A 13,193-nucleotide genomic window follows, 5' to 3' on the forward strand; every position below is an offset into this window, starting at 1 on the left:
GCCGCAGGTGCCGATGCCGCCGCCCTGCCCCCACCGGTCGGCGAGCCCGCCGCCGCACCGACTGCCGCCACGACCACGCCGGCAACGCCACCCGCCACCGCACCGGCACCCGCGCCTGCCAAGCCTGCCGATGATGCAGGCGGTGCCCGCTACATCCTGCAGGCCGGTGCCTTCGGCGCATCCGGCGATGCCGAAGCGGTCAAGGCCAAGATCGCCCTGCTGGGCCTGAACGCGCGGGTGGAATCCGCCCAGATCGGCGGCAAGACCGTCTATCGCGTGCGCATGGGTCCGTACGGCAGCGCCAGCGAACTGGCCGACGCCAAGTCCAAACTGGCAAACGGCGGCTTGCCGGCAATGGCGGTCAAGACCAACTGAGGGCCACCCGCGCTGGCCGTAAACTGCGCGGATGAACGCATCCTCGCCCCGCACCGCCCTCATCACCGGCGCCACCGCCGGCTTCGGTCGCGCCGCCGCGCGCCGCTTCATCAACGCCGGCTGGCAGGTGATCGCCACCGGTCGCCGCGCTGATCGCCTCGACGCCCTGCGCGCCGAACTCGGCGACGCCCTGCACGCCGCCTGTTTCGACATTCGCGACGAAGCCGCCATGCGCGCCGCGCTGGACGCACTGCCGGAGCGCTTTCGCGGCATCGACCTGCTGGTCAACAACGCCGGCCTGGCGCAGGGGACGAAGCCCGCGCAGGACGCGCTGCTGTCCGACTGGAAAACCATGATCGACACCAACATCACCGCGCTGGCAACGCTGACCCACGCCCTGCTGCCCACACTGATCCCGCGCAAGGGCGCGATCATCAACATCAGTTCCATCGCCGCCACCTATCCCTACACCGGCGGCAACGCTTACGGCGGCACCAAGGCCTTCGTCAGCCAGTTCTCGCTGGGCCTGCGCGCCGACCTGCACGGCACCGGCGTGCGTGTGACCGCCATCGAACCGGGCATGGCCGAAACCGAGTTCACCGTGGTGCGCACCCATGGCGACCAAGCGGCCTCGGACACGCTCTATGCCGGTGCCAACCCGATGACCGCCGAGGACATCGCCGACACCATCTTCTGGGTGGCGACACTGCCACCGCACCTGAACATCAACCGGATCGAACTGATGCCGACATCGCAGTCGTTTGCGGGGTTTCAGGTACATCGCGGCTGATTTTTCCCATTCAGGGAAAAATATCCAAAAGGGGTATATTGGCCTTGTAATCCCATTTGGAGTGCCGCCATGTCCGCCCTTCCCGCCCTCAAGCCGCTGGACGCCCTGCCGCAGACCCCCGCTTCGGACGTGAAGAAGCTGGGCTGGCGCGGGGTGATGAAGGTGGTGAACCGCGAGGGCAAGATCATCGTGACCAATCACGGCCACCCGGAAGCCGTGCTGCTTTCGCTTGAAGACTATGACGAAATGCTTGCAGCCGCGGAGATTGGACGCGCCCAACGCCAGGCCGAACTGGAAACGCTGCGTCGCCAGTTCGACGAGCGCCTGGCCTGCCTCAACGAGCCGGGCGCGGGTGACAAGCTGATGTCGATTTTCGACAAGCCCTTCAGCTACGAGGGAAAGATTTTCACCGGCGACGAGTTCTGACCTCATGCCGCGCCCGCGCATCTTCGTGCTTGCCGGCGTCAACGGTGCCGGCAAGAGTTCCATCGGCGGCACGGCGCTGCGTCGCGCCGGAATGGACTGGTTCAATCCAGACACCTTCACCCGGCAATTGATGGACGCCACGGGCAGCACGCTGCGCGATGCCAACTCGGCGGCATGGAAGGAAGGCCTGCGCAGGCTGGAAGCCGCCATCGCAGGCGGCACGGACTACGCCTTCGAAACCACGCTGGGCGGCAACACCATCGCCAGCAAACTGCGGGAAGCCGCACGCACGCATGACATCGCCATGTGGTTCTGCGGACTGGATTCGCCTGAACACCACATCGCCCGTGTGCGCTACCGCGTCAGTCGTGGCGGTCACGACATTCCCGAGGCGAAGATCCGCGAGCGCTATGTCGCCTCCATCAAGAACCTGGCCGCACTGCTGCCACGCATCACGCAGTTGCATGTGTACGACAACAGCATCGACGCGACAGTCGGTGCGCCAACGCCCGACCCCCGTCTGCTACTGCAAATGGAAGACGGGCAGATCACATGGCCGACGGATGCCGCCACGCTCAGGCAGACGCCGGACTGGGCCAAACCCATTCTTGAAGCGGCCCTGTCCCGCCTGACGTAGGGGCAGGCCCTTGTGCCTGCCCGGCCTGTGTGCCTGCCCGGTTTCAGGGCAACCACAGGGGGTTGCCCCTGCGTTGGTTGCCATACGGGGTTGCCCCGACGCCGGGTTGCCACATGGCGTTGCCCTGCGCCTCGTGCATGACATGTGAAACCTAAATACGAATTGTTCGCATTCTGTTAGGATTGCGTTGCGATCCATGAATCGCGGCTGCCCGGAGCAGCCGGCACGGCTACCGCCATGCCATTCCTCCGCCCCATTTCCGGAGAGTTTTCGCATGCGCGCTACCCGCCTTGCCGTCGCCCTGTGCGCGGCTCTGTTTCCTGCTTCCGCTGCCTTCGCCCAATCCGCCGATAGCGGCACGACGCAGGAGCAGAAGACCGCCACGACGCTGGACAAGGTCGTGGTCACCGGCGAGAAGTCCGACCGCGATCTGCAGGACACCACCTCCAGCGTGGCGGTGACCACGGCCACGCGCATCGAGCAGGAAAACATCGTCTCCCTGCTGGACATCATCAACCGCACCGCCAACGTCACCCAGATGTTCGGCGACCGTGGTTTCAGCATCCGTGGCATCGGCAACGAGGCCGGCGCGCCCAATCCGCTGGCCACGGTCTATGTGGATGGTGCCGCGCTCCCAAGCCAGGTCAGCGATGCCGGCCCCACCGACATGTGGGATATCGCGCAGGTGGAAATCCTGCGCGGCCCGCAATCAACCATCCAGGGTGAGAACGCACTGGCCGGTGCCATCGTCCTGCGCAGCGAAGACCCCAGCATGGACTGGAGTGGCCGCGCCCGCGTGCTGTGGAGTGACCCGTCCGACCGCCGCATCGCCGCCGCCTTTGGTGGCCCGCTGGTGGCAGACCAACTGGCGTTCCGGGTTGCCGTGGAAGACCGCGACTTCGACGGCTTCATCCGCAATGTCACCCGCAACGTGCCCGAGGATGCGCGCGAATCAACGAATTTCCGCGCCAAGCTGTTGTGGACGCCGACTGCGCTGCCAAACCTGACCGCACGCCTGTCGTGGATGCGCGATGACCGCCAGGGCCCGTACATGTACGCCTATTCGCGCAACGACGTGCCGGACTTCTACGACAACCGCATCAACACCTCGAATTATCCCAGCCGCAGCGATGCAGTTGGCGAGCTTGCGGTGCTGGAAGTGGACTACGCACTGTCCGGCCCGTGGTCGCTGACCTCGATCACCGCCTGGTCGGACACCGACATGCTGCGCGGTTACGACACCGACCTGACCGAAGTGGAAATCGCCCACGGCGACACCGACGAACACTACGGCACGTTCTCGCAGGAGTTGCGCCTGCACTACACGGGCGAACGCCTGCGCGGCCTGATCGGCCTGTATGGTGCGCGCCGCGAGATGGACAACGCCACCATCTCGCCGACCAGCGTGGTCACGCCCGAGGCCACCATCGCCGCCGTGCTGCAAGGTGCGGGGCTGGATGCTGGCACCGCCGGCTACGTCGCCGGCCTGTACGTGCAGGCATTGCCGGCAATCCCGGTCGATTACGCCAGTGATGCGCGCTCGCGCTCGCAGAACCGCGCGCTGTTCACTGATTTCGAATTCGACTTCAGCCCGCGCCTGTCCTTGCTGGGCGGCTTCCGCTACGACCGCGAGGAATACCGGCTGGGAATGGAAACCGTCACCAGCTTCACAGGCACCCTGCCCGACCCGGCGGCATTCGGCACGGCGCTGGCACCGGCCATCGCAGGCATCAACCAGGCCGTGCTGGCGATGGTGGCACAGGCCGGCAGCAGTACGCCGGAAGTGCCGCGCACGTTCAACGCCTTCCTGCCCAAGCTGGGCCTGCGCTATGCGTTCAACGATGACGTATCCACGGCTTTCGTGATCCAGCGTGGCTACCGCTCCGGCGGTTCGGCGTACAACCTGGCGCGCGGGCAGAACTACGCCTATGACCCGGAATCCACCTGGAACGCGGAACTGTCGCTGCGGTCGCAATGGCTGGACGATGCGCTGACACTCAACGCCAACCTGTATTACATCGACTGGAAGGACAAGCAGGTCACCGCCTACTTCGGCTTGAACGACTACGACTTCCACACGGTGAATGCCGGCAGGGCGCATCTGTACGGCTTCGAGATGGAGGCCAACCACCGCGTTTCCAGTGCATTCGACTGGTACGCATCGCTGGGCCACTCGCGCACCCGCTTCGACGAGTTCGACACCGTCGTTGGTGGCCAGGTCAACAACTTCGCCGGCGCGGAGTTCGCCTATGCGCCGCGCTGGACATTCGCCGCCGGCGGCAACCTGCGCTTCGGCAACGGCTGGGTCGCCAACCTCAATGCCAGCCATCGCAGCGCCGTTGACGCCGACATCGGCACATACTCCGCGCGCCTGCCGGGACGCACGCTGGTGAATGCGCGCTTCGGTTACGAAGCCCTGAACTGGAGCGCCTGTCTGTTCGCCAACAACCTGCTTGACGAACACTACGTCCAGTACACCTGGACCGGCTCGCCGAACGTCATCCTCGGCGCACCGCGCGTGGTTGGCGTCGGGCTGGAATACCACTGGTAATTGCGAAGTCCGCCACCAACATGACCGCAGCCTGGCTTCTCTTCTCCCTGCTGGCCGCACTGGGGTTTTACCTGGCGACGGCCCACCAACGCCTGTGGCCGCGCGCACGCGATCACGCACGTGCAGTGCGTGTTGCGGCGTGGCTGTGTGCGGCACTTGCAACCGCTGCGGCCATCGTCGCGCTGGGCACATGGGCCGGCGTGTTCGCGGCGTTGACCGCGATCATGCTGGCAGCGGTTTGCCTGCCATATCTTGATGCGTGTCTCGACGCATGGCGTCAGGCGCGCAGGAGTGCAGGCTGATGTGGGGCAAGTCGCTGGCTGCTGGTTTGCTTGGCTTTCCGCTGGCGGTCGGGCTGATCGGGCTGATCGCGCTGCTGTGGCCGGGCCGCATTGAAGTCGTCACCCTGCCGTGGCTGCTGATGGCGTTCCCGGTGTGGATCGGCGCGATGTCGCTGGCCTTCGTGTTCAAGACCGGCCTGCGCGCGTGGCTGTGGATGGGCGGCGCAACCGCGCTGTGCTTCGCGCTGATCCATCTTGCGAAGACGCTGGGCTGGGCCGCGGAGTTGCCGGCATGAAGGCCGCAACCCTGCGCAGCTTCCTTGCCGTGCATACGTGGATCGGCCTGATTACCGGCATGGCGCTGTTCATCGCCTTCTACGCCGGCGCGGTCACCGTGTTCACCCACGAGTTGCAGGATTGGCAGCAGCCCGCATCGCAAGACGTGCAAACCGGCGATGCACTCGCGCAATCGCAAGCGCTGCTGGATGCCGTCCTCGCCCAACATGGCGATGACGAAGGCGAACTGTTCCTCACCCTGCCGGGCACGCGCAGCGCGCGCGCAGCGGCGTACTGGTTCGATGAAGGCAACGGCAGCCGCAAGGAATACGTGTTGGACGATGCCGGCAAGCTCACCGAAGCCAACACCCGCGCCGGCTTCGTGCAGTTCATCTACGACCTGCATTTCACCGCCGGCCTGCCGCGCACCGTCGGCACCTATCTGTTCGGCATCGTCTGCGTGCTGTACGGACTGGCGCTGGTCAGCGGCGTGGTCATCTACGCGCCGGTGTTCTTCAGGGACCTGTTCGCACTGCGCGTCGGCAAGAACCTGAAACGCATGTGGCAGGACGCGCACAACGTGGTCGGCATGCTGTCGCTGCCCTTCCATGTGGTGTTTGCGTGGAGCGGCGCGGTGCTGTGCATCGGCTTCATCCTGCTGGCACCGTTCCAGTTCCTCGTGTACGACAACAAGCTGCTGACGATCCTGGAACACGATCTGGAAGCATCAGCGCATGTGCAGCCGGCAGGCGTGCGCGCACCGATGCTGCCGCTGGCCGACGTGCTGCGCCGCGCGAAGCTGGAACTTCCCGAGTTGGAACCGGACTCCTTCGGCTTCCACGATCCCGGCGATGCCAATGCGCAGGTGGCCGTGTTCGGGCATGCCGATCAGCGGCGACTCGCCAGTGCCGCAGCGGTGGTGCTGGATGCCGCCAGCGGCAAGTTTGTCGCCAAGGTGGAACCGACGCAGTACACGCCGGGCCGCGCCTTCCTCAATTCGCTCACCGCGCTGCACTTCGGCAACTTCGGCCATTACGCAGTGAAGTGGCTGTACTTCCTGCTGGGGCTGGCCGGCGCCTTCCTGTTCTACGGCGGCAACCTCTTGTGGATCGAAGCGCGGCGCAAGCGACGGCAAGTGGAACAACCGTTCAAGACCAGGGTGATGGCGGCGCTGACGCTGGGCGTGTGTCTGGGCTGCATGGCCGGCGTGTCCGCCACCCTCCTCGCCGGCGCATGGCTGCCGGAAGCGTGGGTGTCGCGCAGCTACTTCGTCGTGTTCTTCGCCAGCATCCTCTGGGCCTGCATCCGTCCGCCGGCACGCGCCGGGCATGAACTGCTGTGGCTGTGTGCGCTGCTCACCGCCGCGATTCCTTTTGCCGCCTGGCTGGGCAATGGCGAACATCTGTTTGCCGCATTCGCGCGTGGTCACTGGCATCGTTTCTTCGTCGATGCCACCGCGCTGTTGATGGCCCTCGCCTTCTGGTGGATGGCCCGCGCCACGTTGCGACGCGGCCGCAAAGGCGATCCAAACAGCGTGTGGGCGTTGGGATGATCTGCGGGTGGATCCCGCGCCCCTGTGGTTGCCCCGCACCCCATGGTTGCCCGTATTCGTGATTGGGGCAGGCACAGGGGCCTGCCCCAACGGGCATGCGGGTCATGGATTCCAATACTTGGGGTTGTCGCGGATGTATTGGCGGATGCATGCCAATTCCAATTCGTTGCGGATGATGCGTTCCCAATAATTGCGTTGCCACAATCTGTCTTGGAATGCAGGCCATCCCCATTGCCGAACGCCTTGCATGTAGGCATGCGTCGTCATGGATTTCAGGTGATGCACCGCCCTCGCCAATGACGCAGGGGCAACCCCCTGTGGTTGCCCCGCACCCCGTGATTGCCCCGGTTGCCCGTGTTCGTGATCCGGGCAGGCACAGGGGCCTGCCCCTACGGGTTCATGGCAACGTGGGGATGGGCAGGCACAGGGGCCTGCCCCTACGGGTTCATGGCAACGTGGGGATGGGCAGGCACGGAGGCCTGCCCCTACAGATTCATGGCGACGTGGGGATGGGCAGATTTGGATGATGCCGTGCATGTGGTCGGGCATGACCATGAATGCATCGATTTCAATGCCGGGGCAATGGGTGGGCATCGCATCCCATATGCGCCACACCATCTCCCCCACGGGATTCAACTGCATGACGCCATCCATGATTTCGCCAAATCGGCGTTCGCGGTGTTGTGTGCAGACGGTGACGAAATATGCGCCAGGCCGGGCGTAGTCGTACCCATGCAGGCGAATCGAATGGCGATGGTGCATGGCGGGATCGAATGGCATGCGTCCATCGTGGACACACCCCACACCGATTCACATCGGAAAACCCCCAACATCCCCGTAGGGGCAACCCCCTGTGGTTGCCCCGCATCCCGTGGTTGCCCCAAACGATTTAAACCGGCGGCGTGTCGTCCAGATACGTGTAAGCAGTCAGGCCGCGCTCCAGCGCTTCGTTGAGACGCTCCGCCTCGGCCTTGCTCAACTCGGTGGCGGAACCAACCATCGCGCGGTAGCGGCGACGCAGGTCGTCCAGCTTGTAGCCCACGTAGTCCAGCATCACGTCGGTGGTGTCGCCGCGGCGCTGCTGGCCGATGGCGTAACCCTCGCCATCGCAACGTACTTCGATGGCGTCGGTATCGCCAAACAGGTTGTGGATGTCGCCGAGGATTTCCTGATACGCGCCAACGAGGAAGAAGCCGAGGCGATAGTTCTCGCCCTTGCGTAGTTCGTGCAGCGGCAACGAGGTGTCGAGGTCTTCGTTTTCGACATAGGTGTCGATCTTGCCGTCGGAGTCGCAGGTGAGATCGCAGATGGTGCCGCGCCGGGTCGGGGCTTCGTCCAAGCGTTCGATGGGCACGATGGGGAACACCTGGTCGATGGCCCACACGTCCGGCATCGATTCGAAAACGCTGAAGTTGACGAAGTATTTGTCGACCAACCGTTCGTTGAGTTCGTCCAGCAGGTCGCGGTGGCTCTTCTCGTCGTAGGTCAGGCGCGCCTTCACCGCATGGGCGATGGCGTAGAACAGGTCGTCGATGCGCGCGCGCTGGACGAGATCAAGCTGGCCCAGCGCGTACAGGCTCAGGCCTTCGGCGTGTGCCTGCGTGGCTTCATGGAACACCTCCACCGCTGGGCGCTGCGCCATTTCCTCATGCAACTCACGCAGCTGGCGCACCGGGTTGGATTCGTCATCGTGCGGCTCCGGCACGCGGCCTTCCGGTGCGCGCTCCACCTCGCTGACATTGGTGACCAGCACCGCATGGTGGGCGGTCATCGCGCGGCCGCATTCGGTGACGATGCGCGGCGGTGTCAGCCCTTCGCTGCGGCAGGCCTCGGCCAGCGGCTGCACGATGCTCGACGCATAGTGATGGATGCCGTAGTTGACCGAGTTGTAGCTGCGGCTGCGCGTGCCTTCGTAGTCGATGCCCAGGCCGCCGCCCACATCGACGTGGCTGATCTGCGCGCCAAGCCGCGAAAGCTCGACGAAGTAGCGGGTGGCCTCGCGCATGCCGGCGGCGATGTCGCGCACGTTGCTGATCTGGCTGCCCATGTGGAAGTGCAGCAGCTTCAGGCAGTCGCCCATGCCGGCGTCGCGCAACTGCTTCCACAGGTTGAGCAACTGGCGCGGGTCAAGGCCGAACTTGGCCTTGTCGCCGCCACTGTTCTGCCACTTGCCGGAACCCAGCGACGCCAGCCGCATGCGCACGCCCAGGCCCGGCTTGACGCCGAGCGCGGCGGCTTCCTCCAGCGCGATTTTCAGCTCGGAGGGCTTTTCGATGACGATGAAGGTCTGCAGGCCGAGCTTGCGGCCGATCAGCGCCAGCCGGATGTATTCGCGATCCTTGTAGCCGTTGCACACCACCAGACCGCCGGGCCGCGACAGCGCCAGCACCGCCATCAGTTCCGGCTTGCTGCCGGCTTCAAGACCAAAGCCCTCGCTGTTGTGCGAAGCCAGCGTGCCGGCCACGCCTGCGTGCTGGTTGACCTTGATCGGATAGACGGCGGTATAGCCGCCGGGATAGTCCCAGTCCTGCTGCGCCTGCGCGAACGCGGCCTGCAGCTTGCGCAGGCGGTCGCCGAGGATGTCGGTGAAGCGCACCAGCACCGGCAGGTTGCCGCCCTGCGCCAGCGAGGCATCGACGACCTCCGGCAGCGCGATTTCCGGGCCGTCCGCACCCTTCGGCCGCACCACGATGCGGCCCTGCGCATCGACGTCGAAATAGCCGTCCGCCCAGTGCGGGATCGAATAGGTCTTGCGGGCGAGATCGGGCGACCAGTGGGTCATCGTGGCAACGTCAACGGCTGGGGAGCCGGCATTGTATGGCCTGCGGTCACGGTGGTAACGCCCGCTCCGTTACAATCCGCGCCCCGCCTCATCCGCATGGAACCTCCGACATGACCCAGACGACCTGGCTGCACGAACACTTCGACAAGGCCGGCTCGTCGATCGGCTTCCGCGTGACCCGCAAGCTGGACGAGGTGCGCTCGGAGTTCCAGCACATCGAAATCTACGAGAGCACCGACTGGGGCAACGTCATGCTGATCGACGGCGCGATGATGCTCACCACCCGCGACAACTTCCTCTATCACGAGATGATGTCGCACCCGGCGCTGTTCACCCACGCCGACCCGAAGCGCGTTGTCATCATCGGTGGCGGCGACTGCGGCACCCTGCGCGAAGTGCTGCGCCACCCCGGCGTGGTGAAGGCCACCCAGTGCGACATCGACGAACAGGTGACGCGGATGGCGGAAAAGTATTTCCCCGAGCTGTGCGAATCCAACAACGACCCGCGCGCGGAACTGCTGTTCGATGACGGCATCGCCTACATGGCGAACTGCGAACCCGGCAGCGTGGACATCGTGATCGTGGATTCCACCGATCCGGTCGGCCCGGCGGAAGGGCTGTTCAACAAGGCCTTCTTCGCCAGCTGCCACCGCGCGCTGAAGGACGACGGCATCCTCGTCCAGCAGAGCGAGTCGCCTCTGGTGCTGCTCGACCTCATCAAGGAAATGCGCGCGGAAATGGGCAAGGCGGGCTTTGCCAGCTTCCAGACCCTGCCGTTCCCGCAGCCCTGCTACCCGACCGGCTGGTGGAGCTGCACGATGGCGAAGAAGGCCGCCGGCGCAGGGTTCGGCTTCCGCGAGGCAGACGCCCGCGCAAAACCCTTCGCCACGCAGTATTACAGCGCCGACCTGCACAAGGGCGCGCAAGCGCTGCCGCCATTCGTGGCGGAAGCACTGGCCGGCTGAACGGCGCGACTGGCGAAAACCGGCTTTACGTCGCATCATCACGACAGCCATGCAGGCTGTACGCGGCATGCCAAGTTGGAGCACGTTGGTTTGAGGGGGATGCGGATGGATCGATTGAAGCGACGACGAGCAGGACTGTTGCTGGCGATGCTGCTGTCCCTGTCCCCGCTCGCGCAGGCGCGCGATGAAGATCCCTCAGCCCAGAAGTTCGACGCGCTGTACGCGCAGATCACCGGCCCAGCCTCGCTGGATGCCCCTCCCAACACCGCCAACGCCAACCTCGAACGGCTGCGCACCCTGCTCCCGTCAGGCGACAAGGTGCGCGATGCACGCATGCGCTCGGTCTATTGCCTGAGTACCTACTGGGCCGATACCAAGCAGGCGCTGGCCTATACCGACGAAGCCCTGCGCCGCGCACAGGCGGTGAAGGATCAGCAGGCGCAGGGCCGCGCCATGATCTGCCGGATCGCCCATGTGCTGGGACTGCAAGGCCCCAAGCAGGCGTTGGTCGAAGCGGACAGGGCCGTGGCGCTGGTGGAAAAAGCACAGGAGCCGCAACTGCTCGGGGAAATCCTGATGTATCGCGGCAGCCTGCTCTCGCAGCTGGGCGACCAGGCCAAGGCGCTGGTGGACTACCAGCGCGCACGCAGCGCCTTCCGCGACGCCGGCATCAACCATGAGGTCGATGCCCTGCTGGTGCGGCTCGCCATCGTCTATCGCCGCATCGGCGACTGGTCACACGCCGAGTCGTACCTGAACCAATTGACGACGCGACTGGAGTCGAAACGCGACTGGCCGCGGATGGTAGGTGCCTTGATCCAGCTGGGTTACCTGCACGACGAGGCAGGCGCGCCGGACAAGGCGCAGGCGGCGTTCGAGCGCGCGATCGCAGTCGCGACGCGGCAAGGCGACGACTTCAGTGCCGCCAGTGCGCGGCTGGGCCTTGCGCTGGTGCAGGTGTCGCAGGGCAGGCACGATGCCGCACTGGCCATGCTGAAGCAGGCACGCGCCTATTACACCGAAACAGGGAACAACCAGGACGAAGGCAGGCTGCTGCTGCTCACCGGCATGGCCCTGGCCGGCAAGAACCAGCACCAGCAGGCATTGTCCCTGTTCCATCAGGCATTGCCGCCGATCCAGAACGACGGCAATGAACGCTATCTGGCCACGCTTTACCGGTCGCAGGCTGCAAGCGAGGAAGCGCTGGGCCTCAACGCGCAGGCACTGGCCAGCTTCAAGCGCTACAGCGAATTGCAGGCCAGCTTGCAGCGCAAGATGCAGCTGGAACAAAACCGGCTGCTGGCCTACGAACACGAGGCACGCACCCGCGAGATGGAAAACGACAAGCTGCGCGCCGATGCCGAGACCCAGCGGCAGCGTGTCGCCTCGTTGCAGCGCGTGCGTGGCTGGCAGCGGCTGGCACTGCTGCTGGGTTTGCTGCTGATCGCCTTGATGTCCATGCTGGCTTGGCGGCAGCATCGCAACTCACGCCGGCTGCGCATGCTGGCGATGACCGACCCACTGACCGGCGCAGCCAGCCGCATCACCACCGAAACCACCACCGACCTCGCATTGGCACGAGTGGCGCGCAACCACACGGCATTGTCGGTGCTGATGCTCGATCTCGACCATTTCAAGGCCATCAACGACCGCTACGGTCACGCCGCCGGTGACACCGTGCTGCGCGCGGTTGCCAATGCATGGAAGACGCAGTTGCGCGAGTACGACCTGCTGGGCCGCATCGGCGGCGAGGAGTTCGTTGTGGTCTGTTCCGACGCGCCGCTCACGCTGGCGCATTCCATCGCCAAGCGCCTGTTGCAGGCCACCCGCGCGGTGCGCCTGCCGGAGATCGATCCCGAACTGCACATCACCGCCAGCATCGGCATCGCCGAAGCACAGCCGGGCGACACCCGCGAAACCCTGCTTGCCCGCGCCGACGCCGCGCTGTATCGCGCCAAGTCGCAGGGCCGCGACCGCGCGGAATCCTGAACCGCTACAGCGCGTCGGCGTCCAGCTCACCGGTGCGGATGCGCACCACTTTTTCCAGATCCCAGACGAAGATCTTGCCGTCGCCGATCTTGCCGGTACCGGCGGCTTTCATGATCGCCTCCACCACCGCATCGACCTGCTCGTCCGCCACCGCGACTTCCAGCTTGATCTTGGGCAGGAAATCGACCAGGTATTCGGCACCGCGATAAAGCTCGGTATGCCCCTTCTGGCGACCGAAGCCCTTGACCTCGGTGGCAGTGATGCCGGCCACGCCCGCCTCGGCCAACGCTTCGCGCACATCGTCGAGCTTGAACGGCTTGATGACCGCCATCACCATCTTCATCGCATGCACTCCGGCTTTCAATGCGCGCAGCATAACGCGCGCGGCGCCGGGTTTTCCTACGCTCCGCCACGGCTTGCACCGACTGCGCCCTAGTCCCGATAGGGAAGTTCTGAACAACTGGGTTTGAAGGCGGTCTTTCCGCTGGTTTTCGCATGAACCGCCCTCGATCTTTGGGTTATGCGCCGATTTCGGCGCGTTTTGCCGGGATTCCCCGGCTTACAGGCGC

At 65.1% G+C, this 13,193-nt stretch carries 13 protein-coding genes; 10 read left to right on the forward strand and 3 right to left on the reverse strand.

What is annotated here, in order from left to right:
* From QM612_RS06485 to QM612_RS06520, 8 genes are all read left to right on the forward strand, one after another.
* Positions 1 to 375 (forward strand): SPOR domain-containing protein (locus QM612_RS06485; protein WP_415253081.1); only part of this gene is annotated, 375 nt, incomplete at its 5' end.
* Positions 376 to 406: 31 nt separating this feature from the next.
* On the forward strand, positions 407 to 1,165 hold the full coding sequence (locus QM612_RS06490) for an SDR family NAD(P)-dependent oxidoreductase (RefSeq protein WP_415253082.1): 759 nt from the start codon (positions 407 to 409) through the stop codon (positions 1,163 to 1,165).
* Positions 1,166 to 1,234: 69 nt separating this feature from the next.
* Positions 1,235 to 1,591, forward strand: a complete 357-nt coding sequence (locus QM612_RS06495; protein WP_415253083.1) for a type II toxin-antitoxin system prevent-host-death family antitoxin — start codon at positions 1,235 to 1,237, stop codon at positions 1,589 to 1,591.
* A 4-nt stretch (positions 1,592 to 1,595) separates the two neighbouring features.
* Entirely contained in the window at positions 1,596 to 2,228 is a 633-nt protein-coding gene (locus QM612_RS06500) for an AAA family ATPase (RefSeq protein ID WP_415253084.1), read from the forward strand.
* A 274-nt stretch (positions 2,229 to 2,502) separates the two neighbouring features.
* On the forward strand, positions 2,503 to 4,779 hold the full coding sequence (locus QM612_RS06505; RefSeq protein ID WP_415253085.1) for a TonB-dependent receptor: 2,277 nt from the start codon (positions 2,503 to 2,505) through the stop codon (positions 4,777 to 4,779).
* Positions 4,780 to 4,799: 20 nt separating this feature from the next.
* Positions 4,800 to 5,081 carry a hypothetical protein gene (locus QM612_RS06510; protein WP_415253086.1) on the forward strand — a complete coding sequence of 94 codons (282 nt, stop codon included), beginning with the start codon at positions 4,800 to 4,802 and terminating at the stop codon, positions 5,079 to 5,081.
* Complete coding sequence (locus QM612_RS06515; RefSeq protein ID WP_415253087.1) at positions 5,081 to 5,356, forward strand: hypothetical protein; 276 nt, start codon at positions 5,081 to 5,083, stop codon at positions 5,354 to 5,356. Before QM612_RS06510 ends, QM612_RS06515 begins: the two co-directional genes overlap by 1 nt.
* Complete coding sequence (locus QM612_RS06520) at positions 5,353 to 6,888, forward strand: PepSY-associated TM helix domain-containing protein (RefSeq protein ID WP_415253088.1); 1,536 nt, start codon at positions 5,353 to 5,355, stop codon at positions 6,886 to 6,888. Before QM612_RS06515 ends, QM612_RS06520 begins: the two co-directional genes overlap by 4 nt.
* 102 nt (positions 6,889 to 6,990) lie before the next feature.
* On the opposite strand, the gene QM612_RS06525 is transcribed toward QM612_RS06520, so the two are convergent.
* Both QM612_RS06525 and speA read right to left on the reverse strand, forming a co-directional pair.
* Complete coding sequence (locus QM612_RS06525) at positions 6,991 to 7,668, reverse strand: transposase (protein WP_415253089.1); 678 nt, start codon at positions 7,666 to 7,668, stop codon at positions 6,991 to 6,993.
* Positions 7,669 to 7,777: 109 nt separating this feature from the next.
* Positions 7,778 to 9,670: an arginine decarboxylase gene (gene speA, locus QM612_RS06530; protein ID WP_415253090.1), complete on the reverse strand. Its 1,893-nt coding sequence runs from the start codon at positions 9,668 to 9,670 to the stop codon at positions 7,778 to 7,780.
* A 110-nt stretch (positions 9,671 to 9,780) separates the two neighbouring features.
* Between speA and speE the strand changes: the two genes are divergently transcribed.
* Positions 9,781 to 10,635, forward strand: a complete 855-nt coding sequence (gene speE, locus QM612_RS06535; protein ID WP_415253091.1) for a polyamine aminopropyltransferase — start codon at positions 9,781 to 9,783, stop codon at positions 10,633 to 10,635.
* 114 nt (positions 10,636 to 10,749) lie between these two features.
* Complete coding sequence (locus QM612_RS06540; RefSeq protein WP_415253092.1) at positions 10,750 to 12,624, forward strand: diguanylate cyclase; 1,875 nt, start codon at positions 10,750 to 10,752, stop codon at positions 12,622 to 12,624.
* A gap of 4 nt (positions 12,625 to 12,628) precedes the next feature.
* Here QM612_RS06540 and QM612_RS06545 read toward each other — a convergent pair whose 3' ends face one another.
* Positions 12,629 to 12,967, reverse strand: coding sequence for a P-II family nitrogen regulator (locus tag QM612_RS06545; protein ID WP_415253093.1), 339 nt, complete (start codon positions 12,965 to 12,967; stop codon positions 12,629 to 12,631).
* Between the last annotated feature and the right edge of the window lie 226 nt (positions 12,968 to 13,193).

Origin of the sequence: Thermomonas sp. (assembly GCF_047606765.1) — a bacterium.
Lineage (GTDB): Bacteria > Pseudomonadota > Gammaproteobacteria > Xanthomonadales > Xanthomonadaceae > Thermomonas.

What these genes read in the sequence shown, in the direction of transcription:
- QM612_RS06490 (WP_415253082.1), top strand. Translation starts at nt 407, where the DNA reads ATGAACGCATCCTCGCCCCGCACCGCCCTCATCACCGGCGCCACCGCC.
- QM612_RS06495 (WP_415253083.1), top strand. Translation starts at nt 1,235, where the DNA reads ATGTCCGCCCTTCCCGCCCTCAAGCCGCTGGACGCCCTGCCGCAGACC.
- QM612_RS06500 (WP_415253084.1), top strand. Translation starts at nt 1,596, where the DNA reads ATGCCGCGCCCGCGCATCTTCGTGCTTGCCGGCGTCAACGGTGCCGGC.
- QM612_RS06505 (WP_415253085.1), top strand. Translation starts at nt 2,503, where the DNA reads ATGCGCGCTACCCGCCTTGCCGTCGCCCTGTGCGCGGCTCTGTTTCCT.
- QM612_RS06510 (WP_415253086.1), top strand. Translation starts at nt 4,800, where the DNA reads ATGACCGCAGCCTGGCTTCTCTTCTCCCTGCTGGCCGCACTGGGGTTT.
- QM612_RS06515 (WP_415253087.1), top strand. Translation starts at nt 5,081, where the DNA reads ATGTGGGGCAAGTCGCTGGCTGCTGGTTTGCTTGGCTTTCCGCTGGCG.
- QM612_RS06520 (WP_415253088.1), top strand. Translation starts at nt 5,353, where the DNA reads ATGAAGGCCGCAACCCTGCGCAGCTTCCTTGCCGTGCATACGTGGATC.
- QM612_RS06525 (WP_415253089.1), bottom strand. Translation starts at nt 7,668, where the DNA reads ATGCCATTCGATCCCGCCATGCACCATCGCCATTCGATTCGCCTGCAT.
- speA (WP_415253090.1), bottom strand. Translation starts at nt 9,670, where the DNA reads ATGACCCACTGGTCGCCCGATCTCGCCCGCAAGACCTATTCGATCCCG.
- speE (WP_415253091.1), top strand. Translation starts at nt 9,781, where the DNA reads ATGACCCAGACGACCTGGCTGCACGAACACTTCGACAAGGCCGGCTCG.
- QM612_RS06545 (WP_415253093.1), bottom strand. Translation starts at nt 12,967, where the DNA reads ATGAAGATGGTGATGGCGGTCATCAAGCCGTTCAAGCTCGACGATGTG.